Annotated in this window: 24 protein-coding genes and 3 tRNA genes; 22 read left to right on the top strand and 5 right to left on the bottom strand. The window is 29.1% G+C overall.

Annotation, left to right across the window (positions count from 1 at the left end; all coding sequences use genetic code 4):
* Positions 1-118: 118 nt before the first annotated feature.
* A complete protein-coding gene (locus AAHM92_RS04725) occupies positions 119-1,441 on the top strand; it encodes a Pr6Pr family membrane protein (RefSeq protein WP_500222330.1) in 1,323 nt (440 codons plus the stop codon).
* Positions 1,442-1,468: 27 nt separating this feature from the next.
* Here the strand turns inward: AAHM92_RS04725 and AAHM92_RS04720 are convergent, their stop codons facing one another.
* A complete protein-coding gene (locus tag AAHM92_RS04720; protein ID WP_500222328.1) occupies positions 1,469-3,373 on the bottom strand; it encodes a M13 family metallopeptidase in 1,905 nt (634 codons plus the stop codon).
* Between the two features lie 309 nt (positions 3,374-3,682).
* Here AAHM92_RS04720 and AAHM92_RS04715 point away from each other — a divergent pair, with 309 nt between their 5' ends.
* From AAHM92_RS04715 to AAHM92_RS04680, 8 genes are all read left to right on the top strand, one after another.
* Entirely contained in the window at positions 3,683-6,466 is a 2,784-nt protein-coding gene (locus AAHM92_RS04715) for a 2-oxo acid dehydrogenase subunit E2 (RefSeq protein ID WP_500222327.1), read from the top strand.
* A gap of 95 nt (positions 6,467-6,561) precedes the next feature.
* A tRNA-His gene (locus AAHM92_RS04710) sits at positions 6,562-6,637 on the top strand.
* 283 nt (positions 6,638-6,920) lie between these two features.
* Positions 6,921-7,991, top strand: a complete 1,071-nt coding sequence (locus AAHM92_RS04705; RefSeq protein WP_500222326.1) for a hypothetical protein — start codon at positions 6,921-6,923, stop codon at positions 7,989-7,991.
* The gene (locus tag AAHM92_RS04700) at positions 7,966-8,403 is read left to right on the top strand and encodes a hypothetical protein (RefSeq protein WP_500222324.1); all 438 of its coding nucleotides are present in this window, start codon (positions 7,966-7,968) and stop codon (positions 8,401-8,403) included. The genes AAHM92_RS04705 and AAHM92_RS04700 overlap by 26 nt, the downstream gene beginning before the upstream one ends.
* Before the next feature lie 16 nt (positions 8,404-8,419).
* Positions 8,420-8,644, top strand: coding sequence for an acyl carrier protein (locus AAHM92_RS04695; protein ID WP_500222323.1), 225 nt, complete (start codon positions 8,420-8,422; stop codon positions 8,642-8,644).
* A gap of 1 nt (position 8,645) precedes the next feature.
* On the top strand, positions 8,646-9,083 hold the full coding sequence (locus AAHM92_RS04690) for a Fur family transcriptional regulator (protein WP_023790090.1): 438 nt from the start codon (positions 8,646-8,648) through the stop codon (positions 9,081-9,083).
* 52 nt (positions 9,084-9,135) lie between these two features.
* Positions 9,136-9,211: transfer RNA gene (locus AAHM92_RS04685), tRNA-Trp, on the top strand.
* Positions 9,212-9,248: 37 nt separating this feature from the next.
* Positions 9,249-9,324, top strand: a tRNA-Trp gene (locus AAHM92_RS04680).
* A gap of 209 nt (positions 9,325-9,533) precedes the next feature.
* Here AAHM92_RS04680 and AAHM92_RS04675 read toward each other — a convergent pair.
* Positions 9,534-10,391 carry a DegV family protein gene (locus tag AAHM92_RS04675; protein ID WP_500222322.1) on the bottom strand — a complete coding sequence of 286 codons (858 nt, stop codon included), beginning with the start codon at positions 10,389-10,391 and terminating at the stop codon, positions 9,534-9,536.
* Positions 10,392-10,423: 32 nt separating this feature from the next.
* Positions 10,424-11,257, bottom strand: a complete 834-nt coding sequence (locus tag AAHM92_RS04670; protein ID WP_500222321.1) for a DegV family protein — start codon at positions 11,255-11,257, stop codon at positions 10,424-10,426.
* Between the two features lie 173 nt (positions 11,258-11,430).
* Between AAHM92_RS04670 and ytpR the strand changes: the two genes are divergently transcribed.
* From ytpR to AAHM92_RS04630, 8 genes are all read left to right on the top strand, one after another.
* Positions 11,431-12,018 carry a YtpR family tRNA-binding protein gene (gene ytpR / locus AAHM92_RS04665; protein ID WP_500222319.1) on the top strand — a complete coding sequence of 196 codons (588 nt, stop codon included), beginning with the start codon at positions 11,431-11,433 and terminating at the stop codon, positions 12,016-12,018.
* Positions 12,008-13,051: a nicotinate phosphoribosyltransferase gene (locus tag AAHM92_RS04660; RefSeq protein WP_500222318.1), complete on the top strand. Its 1,044-nt coding sequence runs from the start codon at positions 12,008-12,010 to the stop codon at positions 13,049-13,051. Before ytpR ends, AAHM92_RS04660 begins: the two co-directional genes overlap by 11 nt.
* A gap of 22 nt (positions 13,052-13,073) precedes the next feature.
* Positions 13,074-14,027 (top strand): hypothetical protein, encoded by a 954-nt coding sequence (locus AAHM92_RS04655; protein WP_500222316.1) that lies wholly within the window; start codon positions 13,074-13,076, stop codon positions 14,025-14,027.
* Between the two features lie 30 nt (positions 14,028-14,057).
* The gene (locus AAHM92_RS04650) at positions 14,058-14,864 is read left to right on the top strand and encodes a hypothetical protein (RefSeq protein WP_500222315.1); all 807 of its coding nucleotides are present in this window, start codon (positions 14,058-14,060) and stop codon (positions 14,862-14,864) included.
* A 106-nt stretch (positions 14,865-14,970) separates the two neighbouring features.
* The gene (locus tag AAHM92_RS04645; RefSeq protein ID WP_023790076.1) at positions 14,971-15,321 is read left to right on the top strand and encodes a hypothetical protein; all 351 of its coding nucleotides are present in this window, start codon (positions 14,971-14,973) and stop codon (positions 15,319-15,321) included.
* Between the two features lie 12 nt (positions 15,322-15,333).
* Complete coding sequence (locus tag AAHM92_RS04640) at positions 15,334-15,831, top strand: hypothetical protein (RefSeq protein ID WP_500222313.1); 498 nt, start codon at positions 15,334-15,336, stop codon at positions 15,829-15,831.
* 1 nt (position 15,832) lies between these two features.
* Positions 15,833-17,077: a tyrosine--tRNA ligase gene (tyrS, locus tag AAHM92_RS04635; RefSeq protein ID WP_500222312.1), complete on the top strand. Its 1,245-nt coding sequence runs from the start codon at positions 15,833-15,835 to the stop codon at positions 17,075-17,077.
* An 11-nt stretch (positions 17,078-17,088) separates the two neighbouring features.
* Positions 17,089-17,829 (top strand): hypothetical protein, encoded by a 741-nt coding sequence (locus tag AAHM92_RS04630; protein WP_500222311.1) that lies wholly within the window; start codon positions 17,089-17,091, stop codon positions 17,827-17,829.
* A gap of 36 nt (positions 17,830-17,865) precedes the next feature.
* Here the strand turns inward: AAHM92_RS04630 and AAHM92_RS04625 are convergent, their stop codons facing one another.
* Entirely contained in the window at positions 17,866-18,603 is a 738-nt protein-coding gene (locus AAHM92_RS04625; protein ID WP_500222309.1) for a DUF3800 domain-containing protein, read from the bottom strand.
* A 94-nt stretch (positions 18,604-18,697) separates the two neighbouring features.
* On the opposite strand from AAHM92_RS04625, the gene pgsA reads away from it, so the two are divergent.
* On the top strand, positions 18,698-19,366 hold the full coding sequence (pgsA, locus tag AAHM92_RS04620) for a CDP-diacylglycerol--glycerol-3-phosphate 3-phosphatidyltransferase (RefSeq protein ID WP_023790066.1): 669 nt from the start codon (positions 18,698-18,700) through the stop codon (positions 19,364-19,366).
* Positions 19,353-20,156, top strand: a complete 804-nt coding sequence (locus AAHM92_RS04615; protein WP_500222308.1) for an SDR family NAD(P)-dependent oxidoreductase — start codon at positions 19,353-19,355, stop codon at positions 20,154-20,156. Before pgsA ends, AAHM92_RS04615 begins: the two co-directional genes overlap by 14 nt.
* A 96-nt stretch (positions 20,157-20,252) precedes the next feature.
* Here the strand turns inward: AAHM92_RS04615 and rpsD are convergent, their stop codons facing one another.
* Positions 20,253-20,870: a 30S ribosomal protein S4 gene (gene rpsD, locus AAHM92_RS04610; protein ID WP_500222306.1), complete on the bottom strand. Its 618-nt coding sequence runs from the start codon at positions 20,868-20,870 to the stop codon at positions 20,253-20,255.
* A gap of 264 nt (positions 20,871-21,134) precedes the next feature.
* On the opposite strand from rpsD, the gene AAHM92_RS04605 reads away from it, so the two are divergent.
* From AAHM92_RS04605 to AAHM92_RS04595, 3 genes are read left to right on the top strand one after another with little or no spacing between them, the layout of a single operon-like run.
* Positions 21,135-22,886 (top strand): hypothetical protein, encoded by a 1,752-nt coding sequence (locus AAHM92_RS04605; protein ID WP_500222305.1) that lies wholly within the window; start codon positions 21,135-21,137, stop codon positions 22,884-22,886.
* A gap of 1 nt (position 22,887) precedes the next feature.
* Positions 22,888-24,102: a tRNA uracil 4-sulfurtransferase ThiI gene (thiI, locus tag AAHM92_RS04600; RefSeq protein WP_500222303.1), complete on the top strand. Its 1,215-nt coding sequence runs from the start codon at positions 22,888-22,890 to the stop codon at positions 24,100-24,102.
* Entirely contained in the window at positions 24,065-24,373 is a 309-nt protein-coding gene (locus AAHM92_RS04595) for a hypothetical protein (RefSeq protein ID WP_500222302.1), read from the top strand. Before thiI ends, AAHM92_RS04595 begins: the two co-directional genes overlap by 38 nt.
* The last annotated feature ends 21 nt before the right edge of the window (positions 24,374-24,394 follow it).

Here is a 24,394-nt window from a genome sequence, read left to right as displayed (position 1 = left end):
GTAATTTTATTTGTTCATTCGTTAAAATATATATCTAGGTGTATAATTTTTATATTAGTTTAGTGAAATTAACTTTCTTCAAGAATAATTTTTAGCAAAAGTAAAGGAGTACGTAATTGTGAAGATAAATAGAAATTTAGAGTTTTCAATAAAAATGGTTCTTTTAATTTTTATGATTGCGTTTTTGATACTTGATTTTTTATTTCAAATATATATTCCTAAAAAAAATGTATCAAGTTTACCAACAATAGAAAGATTGAATATATATTACTCTTTCTTTACTACTCAATCAAATTATTTAGTTGTTTTTTACTTAATTTTTGCATTGTGCTTAAAGGAAGCGTATAATAAAAAACCTCCATTCGGTATCGAACTTGCTATCACAGTATATATTACAACTACTATGTTTGTTTTTTGACTTGGTTTAGTCTCTTCAAAAGATGAGTTTGGGTCTTATCAAAAAGCTAATTGAGTTTCAACAATTATCCTACACTTGATAATTCCTTCGATAATGATTTATTATTTCACGATATCTTCTGGTGACTATTATTATAGTTTCCGAGAACATGGTAAATTATCAATGTACGGGATAACTCTTTACCCATTAGGTTATCTTTGTTACGCCATGATTCGTGGAGAATATAGATTCAGGTTATACGGACCAAAATTCTTCTCGAATATATATACTTATGACAATGGTCACTGAGTTAGCAGTTGGGAAAAAATTTTTGGAGATAAAGCAGGTTCAATTCAAAATGCCAATCCCTATACTTCTCAAATGTGATTTCCGTATTGGTTTATGAATTTGCATACTAACTATACTTTAAAAGATGTAAATGGTAATGTTTGATTCCCAACTAATAATATTTCCCAAACACACGCAATTATGATTTTTGTTTTAGCTTGCTTTTGCATTAGTGCGATTGTTATCGCTGCACAATTGTTCTATTTAAATTGAAATAACAAAAAGTTTTATCGTTGACATGATATAAATGAGAATCTTCTTTCAAAAGAAGAACACGATTATAGAATAAAAATCGAAAAGTTAAACAAGAAAAATATGATGTATTATTTAAAAATATTATTAATACATACAAATACTGAGTTGAGAAACTGAAAAACTTCTTTAAAAACTCTTAGTAAAACAGAGAGAAAAAAGAAATTAGATGAATATAAGAGCGAACTTAAAAAAACACGAGTTAACGAAAGATTGCAAAAAAGTAAAACTCGATTAGAAGCGAAGCGGAATAAAGAAGCGTTGAATGAACTATTAAATACTCTTAGCACAATGGATAAGAGTTTCGTAAAACATAACTTAAGGGAAGCTAAGAGATTGCAAAGACTTGTGAAAAAAGGAGTCCTTATTTCAAACAATGATTACAAAAGGTATGAGCAAATTATTGAAAGTTTACAAAATAAAGACAATAAAAAAATGCCCTAGTTTAAGCTAAGGCATTTTTTTATTTGATTATCAAACTTTTATTCGATCTTCTGGAGATTTATACATCCCGTCACCAGGTTTTGTTTGGTACACTTCATGGAATTTGTCTATATTAACCAAAACTCCATTACATCTAAACTCTTCAGGAGAGTGAGGGTCAACAAGTAACCTAGTATTTTTCAGTTCATCAGTAGACTTTCTTCTTCAAATAAATGCAAAGCTTTCAAAAAAAGTTTTAAGGTCGTTTGGGCATTCTTCAAGACAAATGTCCAATGCAGCGGCTAAACCACTTAAGTCACCGATATTTTCACCTAAGGTTAAAGTACCATTGACATTTGAATCTTTAATTTTATAAGAATTATATTGTTCAACTAGTTTTTTAGTTAAGTTATTATATTGTTTATAATCTTCTTCTGATCATCAATTATTAAGGTTCCCATCTTTATCAAACTTACCACCTTCATCATCAAATCCATGACTTACTTCATGACCTATTACAGCACCGATCCCACCAAGATTTTTTGCTCTAGACTCGTTAATATTATAAAAAGGACTTTGAAGTATCGCTGCCGGGAAACAAATTTCATTTGAAGATGGACTATAGTAAGCGTTAACAGTTTGAGGGTACATATACCATTTTTCTTTATCCACTGGGTCATTAATTTCTGCAAGCTCTTTTTTTACAAAATGTTTTTTTATTGCTTGAATATTATCAATCAATGAATGACCCTCTTCATAAGTTTTAATTTCTATATCATCAAAATTCTCGAACTTATCAGGGTAACCAATTTTAATGGTGAAATTATTTAATTTCTCTAATGCTTTTTTCTTTGTAGTATCTGTCATTCAAGTTAAGTCCTGTATTCTTTTTGAGTACACTTTTATTAATTTTTTAACTATATCTAGAACATCGTTCTTTGCATCTTCTGAGAAATGTTTTTTCACATACTCTTTCCCTAATAACTCCCCTAAACTATTATTTACAAACTCAACAGCTCTTTCTATTTCTGGACGTTTTTCTTTTACACCTGTGAATATTGTAGAGTATTGGAAGTTAATATCGTATAGTTCATCAGAAGTTAATGAAGAAAATCCTGCTATAACCTTGAAAGTTAAAATATCCTTTAAGTCTTCAACTGATAAAGTTGCCAGCAACTCATTTAGTTTTTTTAAGTAATTCGGCTCAGTAACAATTATTTTGCTTGCTTTATCGTAACCAGTTTCACTCAAATATTTACTTCAATCGATGAATGAACACACATTATTCAATTCATCAATTGTAAAAATGTTATATATATTTTCTGGTACTCTAAATTCTTCTCTACGTAACATACTTCTAGACACTTCATATTCAAAGTTATATATTAATTCAAAAAGGTCTTTAGTTTTAAAACTAATTTTTGATACCCTTAATAAATTATCTATATAGATTTTATAAGCTTCCTTGATATCTTTGTGTCTTGGATGTGTTGTTTCATAAAAATCTCGATCACTCATACCCAAGTCCATTGAACCTATCATAAGTGCTCTTAAATTACTATTTTTGTAATCGGCATCCACGCTCTTTGAATGAAAGAAAGATAAACTATACTTGTCAAACATTTTAATCAAGAAATTGGTAAATTCTTCCTTACTTTTTAGGTTATCAATATCTTTAATAATATTTTCTATAGGTTTTAAACCTTCTTTATTTCTAAAATCTTTGTTTAAATAATTATTAAACAAATTAATTATTAGTTTTTGGTCTCGAATTGCTTTATCAGATTTATTTTTCATATCAAATATTAAATCTTTAATATCATCAATCGATTTTTTCCTCAATATTTCGAAACTTCCCCAAGAAGCATAACCTTCAGGTAAGTCATTCTCCTCTATTCATTTTTTATTAATATAATCATAGAAATTGTCTTGTGCTCTTAATTTATCTTTCATAATTTCTCCTTTACTTATTAGTATTATAATTGTTTTATTTTGAAAAAACTAGGCGTATCGTTTCCTACCAATGCATAATAACTTTTATTATAAACCCGTTAAAACAAGTCACTAAATTAATGATAAACACCTAAATAATTCAAAATTATTAAATTAGCTTCGATTATTAAAGTGTGGGTTTTGAATAATGGTGTTCCCATTTATAGCAATCATTAAGGGAGACTTTTAAAATCGCTATAGAATGATATATAATATTATGTGACATTAATATATACCCAAAATGGTATAATTAAAAGGAATGAGGTTCATATGGTACATTTAAGGGCTAGAAATTTACCATCAAAAGGAAGAGTAGTAGAATGACTTTTTACAGGAGAACACATAGCATTTGGGGACGATTTTGCCTTAATCAAATTAGATGAAGGTGGAGAAGTAAAGATCAAGTCCAATTATAATGGAATGATTGTTAAAACAATCAAACTGGGAAGCAGTGTTAAAAACGGGAGCATTCTTGCAAATATTGCCATTGGTGAAAAAGAAATTTCAAAATTTAAAAATAGACATTTTACAAAAGAAGGTTATGAAGAATCTGTTGTCGATGGAATTTATCTTCCAGAAAATATTGATGATTCAAAATTCCAATCTGCAAGTACACCCGCTGATGAGTTCTCAGGGGCTGTTTTGTATGACAAATATAATCAAGCTATCACACCATTTTCTAGTTCAGAAGATGATTTGATGGATTCTAAAGATAAATTTGAGAAACTTGAAAATAAAGAAACTCATCTAAAAGATAAATTTGCTGCAATTAGAGAGAATATAAAGAAGTCGGTAAAAAATGCACCACAAAACAAAACCCTAGGTGACCTTAGCAAAGAAGAATTATTAAAAATGCAAAATAGTGATCTCATTTCTAAAGATGGAGAAAATATCTTTGCCTCAGATGGCGCTGGACCTAGTAAGTTCAGACAGATGATTCAAGCTAGAAAAGAAAAACTTTTAGAAGAAAACAACTTCAAAGAAACAAAAGAGATTGATGAATCAGTAAATGCTATGACTAATGTAGATGAAAAAGGAAGACCGCTAATATTAAGAAACATTATTGCCTCAAGAGTGGAAAAACTAAATGAAGTAGGCGGTGATGTTAAAGCCTTTAATGAACAACAACAAAAGCTTAGCAACATTAACAAAACAATCTCTCAAGAGGAGGAAAGTGCAGTGTCTCAAACATCGACTCAGTCTAATGATGAATTTGATAATGATCCAATAGATATAAATGATGTTTCAACACATCATGGTTTTGTTATGCCTAAAAAAAATCCTTCTCAATTAGTAAATGAAATTGAAGCTAAGAAAAACAAAAGTTACGCTGAGTCTAGAATGACTAGTTTATATGATATAAACAAGCGTTGGAATTTAATAAAAGAACGTGATGAAAGAAATATAATTGATGATAGAAGAAGAGCGGTTGAGCAAGGAATATTTCAAAACGACAATCCTTTTTATGAAGCTTTGCGAGGCGGCAAAATCCCTAAAGAGTTTTTTGCAAATGTACCATACCAAAATGGTAGAACCGGAGAGACAAGTTATATACCATATAATAAAACTCCGAAAGGAAAAAAAGAGTTCGAGGCATGGTTACGCGCTTCAAATTTATACACAGCTTATAAAGAGGGAGAAATTGAGTCAGAAGATAGAGACCTTAAAAAGGAGCAAGAGTTGGTATCAAATAAACAAAAAAAATATAAGCATGAAACTAATGAACTTGATATGCGTAGCGAAAAACCTTTAAACGATACACAAACATATAATCTAGAAGAAGATTTTGATTCGGAAAGCGATGACTTTGAAGAACTTTATCGTGAGTTTAAAGCTAAAAAAAGAAGAAGAGAGCAATTGGAAAAAACTAAAACTACAAAAAACGAGTATCAACAACTTTTAAAAGAGTTATTGAAACAAGGTGGAGATTTTAAAAATTTGTCTGGTGAGTCAGAAGCAGAGAATACAATAAATTTCTTGAAAAAACAAGTAAACGATTTGCAAAATACTTTAATCCAACAAAATCAACTAGCAGCAGCCACACAAAAACTCAATAATGGCATCCATTTAGGGGGCGGGAGTGACACCTTCTCTCAACTAATGCAATATATGATTATGCAGAATCTTATGCAAAATATGAATACTGGTGGTCCAAAAACAAGTATTAATGAAATTAAAGAGCTAATAAAGTCAGAGATTAAAGAGTTCACAAAACAAATAAAAAACTCAGATAAGAAAGATTTGGATTATATTGATAAACAAAGAAAAAATTACGGTGATATGAAAACTGTGAACTTCGAGAGTTCTAAACCAGAAAATAATTTAGGTCATCTTCATTACGAAGGTACCGATATCAACAAGGTTGTTCACAGAAAGAAAGTTAATGAGAATAGAAATGCGGCTGTTAAGTCGATGATACTTAGTCAAAGTTATATTCCACCTTTAACTATCTCAACCGAAATAGATATGTCTTCTATATTAAAACTTAAACATATGTTAAAACAAACACAAAATCACATTAAGTTTCCTACAATAGCTTTTATTGCTAAAGCAATATCTATAGCATTAGAGGAACATCCAAAACTTAACTCAAGTTATGACCCTGAAAGTAATGAAATACTGATAAAAAAATATCATAATATAGGATTGGCAACTGAAACAAGCGAAGGGTTAATAATACCTGTTCTTAAGTTTGTAGAAAAACTATCAGTAAAGGAAGTTGCTATTGACATCAAAGAAATGACACAAAGACTAAGATCTGGTGAACTTTACAATTATGAGACCGAAGGAAGCACAATTACAGTTGCTAACTATGGTAATATTGGTGCAATTCAAGCAACTCCAACTATATTTTATCCAAATGCCGCTGTCATTGGTGTCGGTAAGGTTGTTAAAAAGCCAGTTGTAATAGACAATGAAAAGTTGGCTATAAAAGCAATCATGAATACTACCCTAACTGTTGATCAAAGAATAATTGATGCAGCAGAAGCAGGGAGATTTTTATCCAAGTTAAAAGAAATATTAGAAAAACCAGAAATACTAACAGTTTCATAGAGACTGTTTTTTATTTTTTTAGGCACTAAAAATTCTTAAAATATTTTAAAAAATCAAAATTTTAAGTATAATTATAAAGTTGAAAAACACAAACGGCGTATATGGCGAAGTGGTTAACGCACCGGGTTGTGGTCCCGGCATTCGAGGGTTCAATTCCCTTTATACGCCCCATTAAATAGAAAAATGAAAAGCTTTAAGGAGCTTTTTTATTTTGCTCTTTATAATTTATAAGTTGAATATTTTCTAGTTTTTATACGAGTATATTAATGGGGGTGATAACATCAATTATGAAATAAAGGATGAAATTACTATTGAAGAAAAGACGGTTCTAAAAAATAGTATTTCTGTTGTAACTGCTGCCGAAAGTAAAGTTAGCTTAGATGTTTGCTTTATAAATGAGTCATTTTATAAAGGAGATAAAAGATATTTTAAACTTTTTGTTAGATTAAACTTGGTGTATGAAAACAACAAAGATTTTTTTGAAAAAAATAGTAAAAATGAGTTTTGAAGGGTATCTATAGATAATGCCGAAATAAAATTATACGTTAGAAGTGAAAAAGGTTTAGTCCCACTTTGAACAGATCCTAAAGATAATATAATTATAAGATTCGGAAGTATTTCAAGGGGTGACGAAAAACCTAATTACAGTGTTTACGAATTTACCGAGGTCTTGATAGATTATGAAAAGTTTGGGTGAACATTGTTAAATCAAATAGCCTTTAGTCTGCATTATTTTGTTACAACAGATGTGCCATTAGTTGGTGATGTTAAAGGAAATATTTTTATAGATAGGCATCCTGTCATTGAACATAAAAGTTTTAAAGAATCATCAATGCTTATAGAACACAACTTCATATCTGCATATATAAATATGGACTATGAAAATGAAAAAAGATCACACTATATTAATTTATTGCGAAGGGAAATGAACATAACTAATTCTAAAAATAATATAAATATAATCAACACGAAGTTGGATTTTAAAAATAGTTATATAAAAGAGGATGATACTGAAAATAGTTCACTTGGTGTTTTAGTTAATAGACTAATGGATGGTTATGTTAACAGTTTTGCAACTTTCTCAAAAGTTAAAAGTACATCTTATCTAAAAGGCAATGACAACCTAGATAACTATTATTCTATAAAGAGAAAAGAAGACAAAGTTAATTTCGAGGGGGATTCTTTTTCAATAGAAACTATTGATAAGACTAAATTAGATATCAAAACAAACAAAGTTATAATTGATGAAAGCGGTCACGAAGGCATTATATTAAATCCTCTATATAAAGGACCGTTATTTTATATTTGGTTTATAAACTTTAATGATTTAGAAATAGCTGTGAGCAATAATTTGAAAAATGATTCTTATTTTATTGATACTTTTAAAATAGTTAAAGAGTTAGATGCCGATTTGAAATTCAGTTACATGTTGAATTATACCCTAGACCAGATATTACAAGTTGATTTATTGGATATAGATAAAGGGGTGAAATTTATAAATGAAAACGAAAAGCAAATTTTTTAAAATATTTTTACCAACTTTTATTGTAGTTGCTGTAATTATTACGTCTTCGCTTATAATTTGAAAATTCATTAAAACAAGTAGCGTGGATATCGTAAATGATAATACCGAAGTACCCATAGACGGAAAAGATAAGGAAGCAGAAATGCTAGATTTTGTGAATACCAACCATAACATAGATTTCAAAGAGAATCAAAAAATGTATATGTTGGATTTTGATTTTGAGCAAACTTATTTTGTATTGACCTTGTTTAAGTATTATTTTATGTTAGAGTTTCAAAAACTTGGACCCACTAACGAAAAAATATCTCTAGTTTTCAGTATTGATTCACCAAATAAAACCCGAAGCATAAAAGCCACTTATCAGGGTGCAGCTAAAATATATGATTGAAATTATACTATTATAAATATATAATTATAAAGGTGATAAAATGAATTATTTTGAAGAAATAAAAAAAGCACTTGTTGAAAAAGGTGCTAAAGGGTCTATAACTAAAGAAAGTGAATTTAAGTCAATGGGTTTGGATTCCTTAGACCTTATGGATATGGTTATAATTTTGGAAGAAAAATTAAATATAACATTATCAGACGATCAATTATTAAATATGAAAACCGTAGGGGATTTATTGAATACAGTAGAGGCATTGGTAAAATAAAATGAACACAAAGCTTTATGAAGAATATGTTAATATTTTCAAAGAAAAAAAAATTAAATTAACTGCTCTTCGTTTGGCAGTTCTTGAATGTGTTGCAACAAGTAAGCATTTTACAATTAACGAACTTGTAAGTGATGTTGAAAATAAAATGGGATCAGTTAATGTGATGTCTATTTATAATAACGTTGATTTACTTCTTGAAATGCATTTACTTTTTGCAAATACTATCAACGGGAAACAAATTATTTATGAAGCAGTTGCTCCACAACTTATACATGTAAAGTGCCATGAGTGCGGTAGTTTCGAACATATTGAAAGTTCTTCATTAACTAATGATTTGTTTTCACAGTTTAGTTTAATAGCTTCATCTATTGATATGAAACTCGATCATTTCAAACTAGAAATGCACGGCACTTGTAAAAATTGTAGTAAGAATTAAAAAAGCGTCTTCAATCTTTTTAATTTAATGTATAATAAAAAGGTTGAAAAATAGGGGTATAGTTCAGTTGGTAGAACATCGGACTTCAAATCCGAGTGTCGTGGGTTCAAGTCCTGCTACCCCTGCCAATATAGAATACAACCTTCAACTGAAGGTTTTTTTATTAGGGGTATAGTTCAGTTGGTAGAACATCGGACTCCAAATCCGAGTGTCGTGGGTTCAAGTCCTGCTACCCCTGCCAATATTGAAAATCATTAATTAGTAAAGTAACTTATTAAAAAGCCTTATTTAAGTTATTGATCAGATAAAAATTTAGTTTAAAAATTAATTTGTTTAACTTCAAAAAAATGAGCATTTAAAAAAATATTAACAAGCAATAGCCTATAAAAAAAACACTCTTGGTTAACTACCGTACTGAGTGTTTTTTTGTATATTATTTGAATAATAGCCTTATTTTTTAAATAATTTTTCATCATAAGCGACGAAACCAATAGTATCTACACCAGCATGGCAAGCATAAATTGGGGGCACTATGTCTGTGTCGAATTCGATTTTATTTTCACTCATGACATTTTTTATTTGAGTTATTATTTTATTTGAGGTTTCTTGTGTGTGTAAAAAGGTTATTTTTAAATGATTGCCCAAAGATTTTTTAAAATATTGAGCAACCTTTTCTAATACTGATGCTACTGTTCTACCCATAGCTATTTTTTTCGGTTTACCACATCAGTGAATAGCAACCTTTGTTTTAAACATCTTCATCAAGGCAAGTAGCACAGCCTTACCACGACCACTTTTTGCTAGTTTCGAAAGATCACCAGGTACAATTACTACTAAAGTTTTTTTCTCTCATAATCTTAATTCTTTTTCAAACAAAGTTATATCTGTGACGTTGTTATTTATCATATCATTGAACTTAAAAACTAATGATTTGATTACGTTTGCTGCTAATCCATGATCTCAAACAGACACTTTACCATTGTATTCGGGAGCATTAGCCACCCCATATGCTGTTGCGTGCATACTTGAAAGGTTAGGTGTTATTGTTATATGTATTATATGGTCATACTTTCCTAACATTTCATCATATTTCACCATCAATTCTCCTGGAGAAGCTTGGCTTGTAGATATTTTTTCGTTATTTTTTATTGCATCAAACACTTTGTGTTTCTCAACATTTTCTGGTGTATCTATAAAATCTTCTTCATCTTGTTTGATAATGTGTAGATTTATTAAATCAATGTTTGTACCAACAAGATCTTGCGTTAAGATACCTGACGAAGAGTCCACCAATATTCCTATTTTCATACGATCCCTCTTTTTCTATCTCTTATTATAAACTATTTCTTTCATACAGCTAATGCAAATGTTTCTCTACCTGTATGGCAAGTTATTGTGTTTGGCATCTCTTGTGTAACATTAATTTTAAAACCTTTTTCTTCTATAGATTTTTTTACAAGAGTTATTGTTTCATCTTCTGATCTTGAATATGCAATATCCAAGATTTTATCTCCATCTTTGCATTTCTTTTCCAACAAGTCTAAAGACTGTTCAATGGCTTTTTTAAAAGTTCTAGTCTTTCCTTCTTTGTCAATTGTTCCGTCATATTTTAGAATCGGTGTTATTTTCAAAATTTTAGCTAAACTAGCTGCACTCTTGCTAATTCTTCCACCTCTTACAAGTTGTTTTAAAGATTTTGGTATTATAAAACAAGTAAAATCTTGGTTTGATTCTTCAATAAGTCTAGTTATTTCTTCTCCTGTTTTTCCTTGTTTTATATACTCAAGCGTTTCTGAGACTTGTTTTTTTAGTAATATTGCTACACCATTAGTATCCACAACGAACACTTTACCTTTGTAAGGTTCATCTTGAGCCATCATGTAACAAGTATTAAATTGACCTGATAATCCTTTTGATATCAATAAGCAAATCACTTGGTCGTAAGACTCTAAAAGTTCATCTCATTTTTTCATCATCTCTCCAGGAATTGATTGTGAAGTTTTTAATAACTCAGAATCAAATAGTTCATAAAAGTCATCAAAAGATAAACTTTCATCATCTGCAACTTGTTCCCCATTTTCTTTTGTTATCATTAATGGAACAAGATAAAGATCTTTGTAATCTTGAGTATTTTTGATTCCTGAAGCAGAATCAATTATTAATGCTATTTTCATATAATTTCTCCCTTTTATTTTTTAAAATTGCTTATTTAAAGCAATGACCCATTAAGGGTGCAAGATATTTGCTTAGACACTTTTTGGAAGCATTTACGCGCTTAGTTATGTAAAAGACATTATTTATTATATAATTGTTTTGAAGATAATCCAAGGGTTATAGGAGAGTAAAAATGAAATGATTTATTAGATATTGCGATGCTTTCGACGTATTATTGGTAACTATAGAAAACAAAAAAATCGATTTTTTAAAAGTTAAAAATAATTTAGTAATTTTATACTCAAATAATGAAATTGTTGGATTTAATATTTTTAATCCAAATATTGATAAAACAAAAAATAATTTTTTACAAAATGAAAACTATGAAAATTATGTAAAGAAAGAAGTTTCTGGATATTTCAAGGAAGTTAATTTTCATAAGCAATTTGTTATTACCAAAGTCACAAAATGTGAAAAAATTGAAGGGACTCACTTGTCTCTATGTGAAGTAATACTTAATGGACAGTCAATCCAGATAGTTTGTGGTGCTAAAAATGTAAGAAAAGACTTAGTCACAGTTTTAGCGACCGAAGGGTCATGGATGCCAAATGGTATAAGGATAGGTCATGGTAAATTAAAAGGTTATGACTCATTTGGTATGCTTTGCTCTGCAAAAGAATTGAAAATTGATAGCGACCCAAACGCAAGCGGAATCATAGAATTAAATCTTCCAGACAGTTATATTGGTCAAAAGTTTGAAGGTGTTTTTGGTGAAAAATAAATTTAATATAGACATAAGAATTTTTGAAGATTATTATATCGCTGACTATTTCAAAAAAACTAAGTTAATTTTAAAGAAGTATAAACCCGACCAAACTGTTTCAATGCAGTGATTTCAAAGACGAAATGATGTAGTCTTATGCGGAATCGAAATTATAAAAGAAATATTAAGACTAAGTGGTCATAAAGATTTAATTGTTGAAGGACTTTCAGATGGAGATATAGTAAATGCAAATGAACCCGTTCTAAAAATTACGGGTAATTACGAGAAGTTTGCTATTTACGAAGGATTATTTGACGGCATTTTGTCAAGATGTACTACAATAGCAACAAATGCACGCAATCTTACTAAAGTATCGAACGGTAAAAAAATACTTAATATGAACGATCGTATGGATTACTATTCTAATCAACAAGTTGATGGTTATTCGTCCTTCGTTGGTGGCATTAAATCATTGGTCTCTCCAGCAAGCTTTGAATACTTGCAAATAGAATATAACTTAAGTGGTACTATGCCGCATGCCCTTATCGCTGCTTTTGACGGTGATATAATTGAAGCTGCCAAGGCTTATAAGGAGATGTTTCCAAATAATAATTTAGTAGCCCTAGTTGATTATAATAATGATTGTATAAATGACAGTTTAGCTGTCGCTAAAGAGTTTGGCAATAGTTTGTACGCTGTACGTCTTGATACTTCGCAATCACTTGTTGATGAGTCTTTAAAAGATTTTGTAGAAAAAGATAATGAATTACATGGTGTTAACCCCACTTTGGTCAAATTATTGCGACAGAAGTTAGATCTTGAAGGATTTGGTCATGTAAAGATAATAGTTTCATCAGGTTTTGATGAGAAAAAAATTAAATACTTTGAAGATTTAAAAACACCAGTTGATATTTACGGAGTTGGTGAAGCTATCACAAAAAATAAAATTCATTTTACAGGAGATATTGTTAAAATAAATAATAAGAATCAAGCTAAATTCGGAAGGCAAAATATGGAATCAAGCAGAATAAAAAGTATAAAATATTATTAGCAAGAGCAAAAGGGGGTCAATTATGGGGTTATTTAGTAAAAGAAAAAAACCAAACAAAAGTGAGTATGCAAACCAAGAAGAGTCACGCGTACCCAATCATTGGTCATTTAATGACGACCCATTATTGAACATCGAACCGGAGTTCTCTGATAGTGTGAAACCAAAAGAAAAGGAAAATGACTTTAGTGTAAGCGAGGTAAATGACAACAAGGATACCTCTACTAAACTTGATGAAATTAAGAAAAGAATTTCAATTAATAAACCCTTAAATAATAGCCCACTAGGGAGCATAATAAGTGGTGCTAGAAAAAAAACAAATGACTTACAAAAAGAGATAATTGAAAAAGACCCTGTAATAGCAAAATTACAAAAGATTGAAGAGTTAAAGAGAACTGGTGGTGTTGATGCCAACCTTTATACGGACTTATCAAAATCAGATAGCACAAAAACATACGCCAAAAGAGCGCAAGAGTTTCATGAAAAAAACTTCACAAAGCACATACAAGAAAATGAGATTCAAAGAAAAATGCGATTGTTTAAAGAAGCTGAAGAAAAAAGAAAAGCTGGTATCAAAGAAAATAAAACAATTTGAAAAACGAATGAACTATTTAAAAAATCAGAAAGTAAAAGAGAAGAACTCCTTAAAAGTGCAAAACCTAAATCAAAAACAATTTTGAATCTAGAAGAAAAAATCAAGAAAGAACTTGAAAACTTTAAAGAAATAAATATACATATTGCAGAAAACAATGTCGAAAATTTAATAGCAGAGATAGAAAATAAGACATTCAAAACCAATAAAGAGAGGGAATCTTATTTATCAGATAAATTAAAAGATATTGAATCTTTGGTTGCAGATTTAAAAAAAGAAAAAGGCACAAAGAAATTTGATATCAGTAAAAACATTAGGGTCAGGGGAGTTGAAAAAACAAAAAAAACTTCTCAAGCAGGGGCTAAAAAAATCATTATTAAAAAATAAACCATTAAGGTAAAAGTAAGGGTGACAAAAATGAAAAAAAAAGATAAGTTGTTGGAATATATTTTCGGTGTTACAAACGAAGATACTGTAACCGAGGATTTTGTAGACGAGTTTGCAAAAGAATTAGAAGCAAAAGCTCTTTTGGATTCTAAAAAAAGAGTGGAAGAACTAAAGAAATCTGATGAACTTGTAAAGTCTAAGGTTCAAGGAGACATTATTATTCCTAAAAGAATATCGACAGACCAAGCGCCCGAGCTGAACGAACAAGTATTTAAACCTAGAAAAGAAAAAAATATGCCTTTCTCGGATGAAGAAATCAAAGAGATTGAAAAAACTATATCTGACATAAGATACGAAATAAGACAAAAAGATAAGTTTGTTCAAAAAGAAGAGAAAAAACTAATTAAAGAAGGTTATAAATTAACTAAACTTGTGACTAAAACTTCTAAAAAATTAAACAATATGCTGGAAAAAGGTTCATTTAGTAACTCCGATATAGAAAAAACATTAGAATTAAAAGAAAATTATGTCTCTAAATTAAAAGAAATCCACGATAATATTAAAACCGTTGCTTCAAAGTATACCCCAGAAATGTCATTACAAGAAAGAAGAAAACAAATATACAATGATGCATATAATGCTGAAACAGAACGTGCTCAGAAAATAATAAGCTGGAGAGAAAATGTGAAGCTTGGAAAAAGCGAATTTAATTGAGGTAATCATGTTGATGACTCTGATAAGGTTATGCCTGATAAAAACGCCAGTTTAGAAGAAAGAAAAAGACAGGCTAACTGAGAAGAAGAAGTAAAAAAATTTAAGAGCGATATAGAAGATTAACAACGATATAACTTATTTAAAAAGTTTATTGTTGTTTTTCATTTCTAAACGTTACACACTATATTATATTGTATAATGAGATTGATTTATTAGGGAGAATTAGGATATGACATTAACACTATTATTAGCAAGCGATACACTAGACGGAACAAAAACTATTTTAATTATAGTTCTACTAGTTTTTGCTATCTTTTTAACTTTGTATACAATCGTTACTATGAGAAGGGTCGGGGTAGCAGCAAAAAAAGTTGACTATTTCTTTGAAGATCTTACTTACAAATCAGAAATGTTGAATGCAACAGTAGATACAATTGCTCGTGTAACTAATTATGTTGATATATTCGATGCGTTCGCTAAAAGAAATGTAAAGTCCTGAGTTAAAGTGGCAACTAAAAACAAAGATATCGTTTATAAAATGGTAGATAAGCTTAGAGATTTTGCCAACTCTAAGGATTAATTGGGGGTTACTATGTTTAAATTAATAAAGCTTACAGGCTGATTTTTTTTAGGAATGATGTTAGCGCCCAAAAGGGGTGTTGAAATTAGAGCTGATTTTGTAAACTACTTGAAAAAATATCGACCTCAAATTAAAAAGTTCATAGCAACAATTGAAGAAGCTTGAGAACAATCACAAGGTAACGAGAGTGACGAAGTTATCGCTAATATAGAGTTGAAATTAGATCAAGTTAAACAAGCAAGTGAAGAATTAGACGCTGCCGAAACAAAAGAACTTGCTTATAAAGCTTTAAGAAAAATCGGTTTAGTATCTTTAAAAATTGGTCAAGAAGTTTCGAAGTCACAAAATGTTAAGTTAATTGCAAAGGATTTGGCAGTTATAAGTGTCAATGTCCTTGATAAAGCAAGTGATGTATACTCACAAGTGAAAGATGTATCCTCAAGTATGAGTGAAGATGTTTTTGAACTTGATGATTCACAGAAAAACAAAATAGTAAGTGAGGACAAATAATATGAAATTCATATTAGATGAGTTAGAAACTAGAAAAATTTTAAAACAATCAACGAATCCAGAAAAGATTAAAACAGCCCAACTGTCAGGTGCTGGTGTTTATTGTGGTTTTGACCCAACGGCCGATTCATTACATATTGGTCACCTGATTCAAATATTGAACTTAAAAAGATTCAAAGATTTTGGTTTCACTCCATTAGCTATTATTGGTGGGGGAACCGGAATGATTGGGGACCCAAGCTTCAAAAATAGCGAACGAAATCTTTTGGAACTAGAAGAAGTTAAGAAAAATAGCTTAATGATAAAAAAGCAGTTGGAAACATTTATACCTGAGGTAAAAGTGATTGATAATTATGATTGATTATCTAAGTTATCGCTAATAGATTTTTTAAGAGATATTGGAAAAGATTTTAATCTAGCTTATCTTTTGGCTAAAGAAAATATCTCTTCAAGAATCGACAAAGGTTTAAGTATTACCGAATTCTCATATACGATGTTACAAGGATATGATTTTTACAATTTGTATCAAAATGAAACATGTTGAGTTCAAATCGGTGGTTCTGACCAATGAGGCAACATTACTAGCGGTATTGACTATATAGCATCAAAAATCGGTAAAGAGAACTCAAAAGCCTGTGGAATTACTATGAACCTTTTAACAAAAAAAGATGGTGTCAAGTTCGGTAAAACCGAATCTGGAGCTATTTGATTAGACCCGAATAAAACCAGTGAATATGAGTTTTATCAATTTTTTATAAATCAGGATGATGATGATTGTGCAACATTATTAAATTATTTAACAATTTTATCAACAGAAACAATAAATACTATCATGAACGACCATAATAAAGAACCTCATAAAAGATTAGCACAAAAAAAACTAGCAGAAGAAGTTACTTTACTAGTGCACGGTGAAAAAGGTTTAGAAAAAGCTTTAAAATTAACTGAAACATTATTTAAAGGGGATATAAATAAATTGGGTGATAGTGAATTGCGACAGCTTTCTAGATCGCTGCCATTCAAAGAAATAAATAAAGGTCTTAACATCATTGATTTTTTAGTTGAAACTCAAATAGCAACATCAAAACGTGAAGCTAGAGAGCTTATTTCTAATAATGCCATAACTATAGGAACAATTAGTAATTTTAAAGAAAGCGATGTAATTGATGATTCACATGTTTTAATTGATAACTTTATCTTTGTTAAAAAAGGTAAACGACGTTATTTCAGCATCAAGTTACATTAATGAGGTGTTTGATGAATATTCAAAAAATTATTAAGCAAACTATTGAAGATATTGCAAATTATTATAATAATGAGTGTTTTCATAAACACAAAATATACTCCCAAAAGATAGATATAGATACTAAAAAGATAGAGGATTTATCAAATGAATCTATCGATAGCAAACAATTGGAAGATTGTTTGCAAGAAATTATTTCAAAAATATATGAGTTGAGACAATTAAATCAACAACAACTTACAAATGATGGGTTCGATGTAAAAATCTTTGCAAAAAACGAAATACTATTAACATCAGCTTCTAACTCATTTGAAACTGTTAGTAAAGTCTTAAATGAAATTGAATATTTAAAAACTCCCTTAGATTTGCGCAAGCCAAATGATATTAATGAAAAATTTATTGTCAGAAAAATCCACTCAGTTGCTCTAAATTTGTTGACAAAATATGAGAATTTACCAAATAGATTAAAACGTAGTGCGCACTTAGATAGCATAATACGCTCCACCTGTAAAATAACAAAAACAGAAGATTTGAAATTAATTGAGAATTATTCTAAAAAAATTTTAAATAAACACAATGAGATATTAAACTTAGACTATTTCGTTATTATTGATAGTTTATGTGAAGAATACGGATGGATTCATGATGTTGTGAGACTTTCAAAATTAAATTCTTACGTTGTTGGAATGTTGGTTAATGTCGATATATATAGTAACCTATTAAGATGTTCATTATACACTCCTGATAAAGATTAAAGGATAGAAAAAAGTTGCTATTGTTAAGCAACTTTTTTATTTTTTAGATTTTGCTTTCATTTGATTTAGAGATTTAAAATAAGACTTTTTGAATGGGTAATAAATGGTTCCTAAGCTCAGCTTATTTAGTATATCTTTCTTTATGTTTTTTTGATACAACTCATTCTTTGATGAATCAGGGTTATTATAATACGTATAAACTACATGATCTAAGATATCAGCAAAACGTACAACATCTGTTAGTTTACTCGATAAATAATATGTGGTGATATTGAATGGTTTTTCAATGAAATTAGTTTTCAGTAAGTTTTCTAACTGATTTAGGTCTGTTTTTTTTAAGTTACGTTCGTCCATTAAAATAAAAATGTCTCGACAGTAACTTTCAAAATTATAATACTTTGAGAAAAAGTGAATAATGTTGTTTACGAAAAAATCGTATGCCAACATTTCACTAACTGTAAAATGCTCATTTAATTCATTTCTCGACACAACTGAGAATATTGGCTTTATTGCGTCGCCCACTTCTTTAAACACTTTATTGATTAATTCTATGGTTGCCATTTCTTCAAGTTTATTGCCTTTAATTTCAAACTCCTTAGGTATATTATATTTTTGCCGTATCTCACTTTCTGCTTTCTTAATCTTTGATTTCACAAACTCTTTATCTGTATAAATGAACCCACCTACAACAAAATAGTTTCCGACATCGTTTTTATTAAGCTTACCACTCTCATCTAGTGCTAAATAGATTTTCTCTGATAATATATTTGTCATTTCTGGTCACAACTTTCAAAACCCATAATAAAAAAACTATGGTTACTTTTATATATTATAATATTAAAGTAAACAATGAAACGAGGAATTAAAAATGAATTGAGCAAATAGAATTACAATGATCAGGATTTGTTTGATACCGATAATAATAACATTGATGTTACTTACTTCATTTGAAAACACAACACCATTCTACAATGTTTTTAGTAATTATATACAATTAGGAAATTATAAGTTACCTTATGCATATTTGATAGCAGGAGTGTTATTCATAATCGCTAGTCTTACTGATGCACTTGATGGATATATAGCAAGAAAATATAAACAAGTAACAAACTTTGGGAAATTTTTTGACACAATTGCCGATAAGTTACTTACAAACTCTGTGCTTATAGTTTTTGCTTGTGCATCGATCTTACCTATTTGAATGGTAATCATCCTTATTGCTAGAGATTTTATAATAGATGTTGTTAGACAAATATTAGCTAGTTCTAACTATGTTATGGCTGCTAATAAATTAGGAAAATATAAAGCCGCAGTAGAAATGATTTCTTTATCTTCACTTTTTTTTGTAGGTTATAAAATGTTTGATGGAGTTCGCATGGGTACTGGAAAGTTTGATGAGTTTGGATGAATAAATCAACTTCTTATGATACCAATGTATATCGCAACAATTTTATCGATAGTATCAGCTATTAATTATATTTATCTAAATAGAAAAACCCTATTCGATAGAACAGGAAAAGACAATGAAAAAAAATAAAAAAGACTTTAGTAACGAATATGCCTTAGTAACAGGCGCAAGCAGGGGTCTTGGTTTAGAATATTGTAAAGAACTTTTGAGGATTGGTTATAACTTAGTTTGCGTATCACGAAATACTGATAGTCTTAATGATTTGAAGACATCTTTTCCTAATCAAGAAATAGTAACCTACAATTTAGACTTATCTAAATGAGAAAACAACGAGATATTATGCGAAAATGTGAAAAATAAAAACATTACAGTTTTAATCAATAACGCTGGAGTTGGTAAATCTGGAAACTTCTTGGAAGGAAGTTTTGAAAAAGATGAGCAGATGCTATCTTTGAATATTTACTCTTTACAATACTTAACTAGGTTTTTTGTAAAAAAATTTAAAGAAAATGATAGGGGAATAATTTTGAACATTGGATCTATTATTGCCTGACATACTCCTGGTCCTTATTTTGCAACATACTATGCTACCAAAAGCTATGTATATAGTATGAGTGTTGCATTAGATTACGAGTTAAAAAGAAGTAAGTCAAATGTCAGAGTAAAAGTCATAACACCCGGTATTTTGAACACAAGTTTTTTAGTAAGTAAGTTCAATGATAAAGAAGGAAGTAGTTATGAAAAGGGTGCTAACGTAGTAAAATTTGCGAAAAAAAGCCTGAAGATTGGGTTACGTAAGAAAGGTAAATCAGCGATACTAGTCGGAGTAAAAGACAAAGTATCTGTATTTTTTGTACGTAAATTATGAAGAAAATTAGTACTTTGATTCATCTACAACTATCAAAAAAAACGACTTTAGGAATTCATCTAAACAAACCCTAGTTAAATTAAAAAACGCCAAATCTATTTGGCGTTTTTTATAATTTACTTAGTAACAAATTTGAGCAACTTACTACTATTTAATTAACCTATTGTATCATTCAACAATTAGTGATTCATTTATTTCTTGGTTTAGTTCATTTCGCTCTGGAAGTCTTACAAAAGTACCTGACATTTTTGTTTTGTCAAATTTAACGAAGTCCACAGTTGCAACATTACTTGCAAGCGCCTCGACAATTTTATCATTCTTTTGCATTTTATCTTTTACTGAAATGATTTCTCCTGGTTTAACAATATATGAAGGAATATCTAACTTCTTATTATTTACTAAAATATGACCGTGAGTTACTAGTTGTCTAGCCCCTTGTCTAGTTAATGACAATCCCATTCTATAAACAATATTATCTAACCTTGATTCTAACATTTGTAAGAAATTTGTACCGGTAATACCACTTATTTTTTTAGCTTTAGCATATGTATTTCTAAACTGTCTTTCAGTTAAACCATACATGAATTTTACTTTTTGTTTTTCTTGCATTTGTTGTCCATAACCAGACAACTTAGTTCTTCTTCCTCCGTGTTGACCTGGTGCTGTAGCTCTTTTCTTACCTTTTGAGAACTCTTTCCCAGTTTCAAGAATTGAAAAACCGTATCTTCTTGATTTTTTGAATATTGATCCTGTATATCTTGACATTATTTGTCCCTTTCTTTATTTATATATTATGGAAAACCTTTGTAAAGATAAGCTCCATTAAAGGAAGTCAATGATTCGCCCTTATCTGCAAGGGTTACATTTATAAAATCGTGATTTCATAGACTAAGAACTTTAATATGCTTATTTGCAGATTAACCAAAAATTATTATATCTCATTTTTTTAATATAAGGGAGAATAAATCGAAAATAATATCTCTATTTTTCAATGTGCTATAATTAATTTGATTTTAAGGAGGTAGTTTAATGTTTTTGGGTTGAGACTTAAATAATTTGCAAGGCAACTTACCTAACATAGTGTGTTTATCTGTGTTTTTTTTAGCGTTTATAATTGTTAATCTTGTAATGATATTCTTATTTATTTATAAAAAAATTATGCAAACTATCGCTAAAACTCTTGACCTTGTCGATGATATTAAGAAATCACCTTTAAAACTAAACTTGCGTCGAATATCTATTATATTTGAAGAAACAGGGAATTTCGAAAGTGAATTCATGATTTGGAGAACAAAATTCGAGTTGATATATGAAAAAGAACTTCAAAAAACTTTAAAAGCTTTTGGTGAGTTGATTAAGGATAAAAAAAACACTAGACCTTTACTGAAAAATTTTAAAAAGTTTAGTTATATTTGCGAAAAAATGGAATTTATTAATAAAACAATACACGAATTATTCATTGAAACAAGAGATGCTATTGAAATTGAATATATTCAGAGAGATTCATTGGCATTTCAAAGAGAGTTATTTACTAAATTGAAAGAAGAGCTAATAATCCTACAATTTTCTGATATAGATCTAGAAAAAGAAATGTTGAATGAAACTTTAAGTAAGATTGAGCAACTATTTCAAAATTTTTATATTTGTATAGATGATGGAGACTATAAAAAAAGTTGAGATTGTCTTTATAAAATCGAATCCGCATTAATATTTTTGATTGAACTATTAGATGTAATACCATATATTTTATCAACAATAACTACTGTAATACCAGAAATGATGTTAGAGTTAAAAAATAAACATATAACTTTTGGCAATAATTATCGTAAGTCAAATAAAAATGCTGAAAATTATGCAAAACTAGAGGCTAGTGTTGATGCTCTAAGAATAAAAATAAACAAAAATATTAAGAGACTTTTATATAAAAAAGCAATTAAGAATCTTAACAAAGCCTTTAATTATGTTGAAGAATTTAGAATATCTGTGGAGTACGAAGATGATTTGAAACGATTCTTCGAGGAAAATGCTGAAAATATAAGAGAGAATTTTGAACTTATTAATAAAGCATCAAGAGCAATTGAAAAAGCATTCAAAAATGTCAATATTTCATCTAAAACACAATCAAAAGAAAAGTTAGATTTCGAAGAAACTAGAGCACAGTTCATTAAAACAAAAGAAAAAAGTGACTTAATATTTTCTAAACTTGATGTTGCAAAAAATGATGGGCGCGCTGTTGATTTTTTAGAAATTAAAGATAGTTTACTAGATGTAATGCAACAAGCATTAAAAGATATAGAAAAACTTGAAAAATCAGCTAAAGATGCAGAAAAACAAAATACTAACATCGATTCAGTTTACAACCAAGTCATATTTATGCAATCAATACTAAGTCAATGTGAAGTTAAAATAAATCAATATAAATCTATAATGGAACTTAATAAGTTTACAGAGCCAATCAATCAACTATACAAAGAAATAGAATATCTAACAAAAGAAAATCTCTTGAAGATAAAAACAGTTGAGGAAAAAGAGAGAGTAAATAATTATATAAATTTACAACTTGGTAAGGCGTGAGAAATTGCTTCTTCAATAAACGACACTATATTTTTAGATTTTATTTCTCAAGAAATAATAATTTATTTAGAAAGATTTGTTGGGTTAGACAAAAAGATTGATAAAGTTATTAAAGAATGCGAAATGTTATTCCATAATAGAGAGTTAGAACAACTACTTGGTTACTCCTTAAATATTTTAGGAAAAATCAAAGTTGCAAGGAGATAAAATGAAAAATATACTTGTAAGATATGGAGAGTTAACTTTAAAAGGGAATAACAAAAATATATTCATAAATAAGCTGATTCAAAATATTAAATTCAAATTGAAACCATATAAAGACATCTTAGAATATAAAAAAGATCACAACAGTTTAACAATAAAAGTAAATGACGATAGCTTTTTAGAAACAATTTGTGAGTCTTTGACAAAAGTATTTGGAATTTATTCAATATCAGTTGCTGAAATCGTAGAAAGAGATGTTAACAAGGTCTTAGAATATACTTTAAAAGTTGCTCAATCATTCAATAAGGGCACATTCAAGGTAGAAGTTGATCGAAAAGATAAGTTCTTTGAACTTGGCTCAACAGAAATGAAACTAAAAATTGCGGCTAATATTTTAAAAAATTGTGCGGGTTTGAAAGTAGATGTTCATAATCCTGATTTAAAAATAACTGTTATCATTAAACAAGACGGTATTTATATATTTACTTCTAGACAGAATGGTATAAAAGGACTACCAGTTGGGATTGGTGGAAAAGCAATATCATTATTAAGTGGCGGAATAGATTCACCAGTAGCAAGCTATTTGGTTATGAAAAGAGGTATGGTTGTAGATTTTCTACACTTTATGACACCCCCTCATACATCTGTTAAAGCTTTAGAGAAAGTGTTTACACTCGCAAAAAAGCTCCAAACTTTTAACCACTCTAGTTTTATGTTGTATGTTTGCGATTTTTCAATGATTTTACGCGAGCTAATGCATATAAAAGATGAATCTTATAGGATAACTATAATGAGAAGAGTTTTTGTTCGAATTGCAAATAAGTTAGCAACTCAAATTAAGGCCAAAGCCATTATAACAGGGGACAATCTTGGTCAGGTTGCTTCACAAACTATTGAGTCCATCAACACAATTAACGAGACCTCAAATTTAACTATATTGAGACCCTTACTAACATTTGATAAAGAAGAAATAATACATCTTGCAAAACAAATTGGTACTTATGAAACATCAATTTTACCTTTCGATGATGTTTGTTCAATGTACGTCCCTAATAAACCTGTTACAAAACCAAAAGCATACATTGCAAGAGAACAGGAAAAAGATATATTATTAGATGAACTAATTGAATATACTATTAGCAAATTTATTAAATATTATTATTTTAAGGATGGTGAAATGATTGAAAAAGTTGAACAAAATCAAAGAAAAGAAAATTAAGGGTGAGAATAAGTTCGGGGTGTTCAATGGAAACGTTATTAATAGTGAAACTATAGGATACGACCCAGAGTTTACTATTGAAGAATATCGAGATGATTCAATAACAATTACAGAAGTTAAAGAAAAAGATGTAAAACACAAGAAAATCGAAATCAACCCTTCCAAGATTAAAAAAAAAGCAAATGTATGAATATTTAAAGTTATTTCTTATATAGTTATATTGCTTATTATTGTAGGTATGATTACTTGATTAGTTATTGAAAAGGTGTAGAATGAGTTTAAAGGGAGTATT

Origin of the sequence: Spiroplasma endosymbiont of Melanargia galathea, from assembly GCF_964031075.1 — a bacterium.
Taxonomy (GTDB): Bacteria; Bacillota_I; Bacilli_A; order Mycoplasmatales; family Mycoplasmataceae; genus Spiroplasma_A; species Spiroplasma_A apis.
The sequence above is the reverse complement of the archived record's forward strand: the minus strand, read 5'-3'. Positions and strand labels throughout refer to the sequence as shown.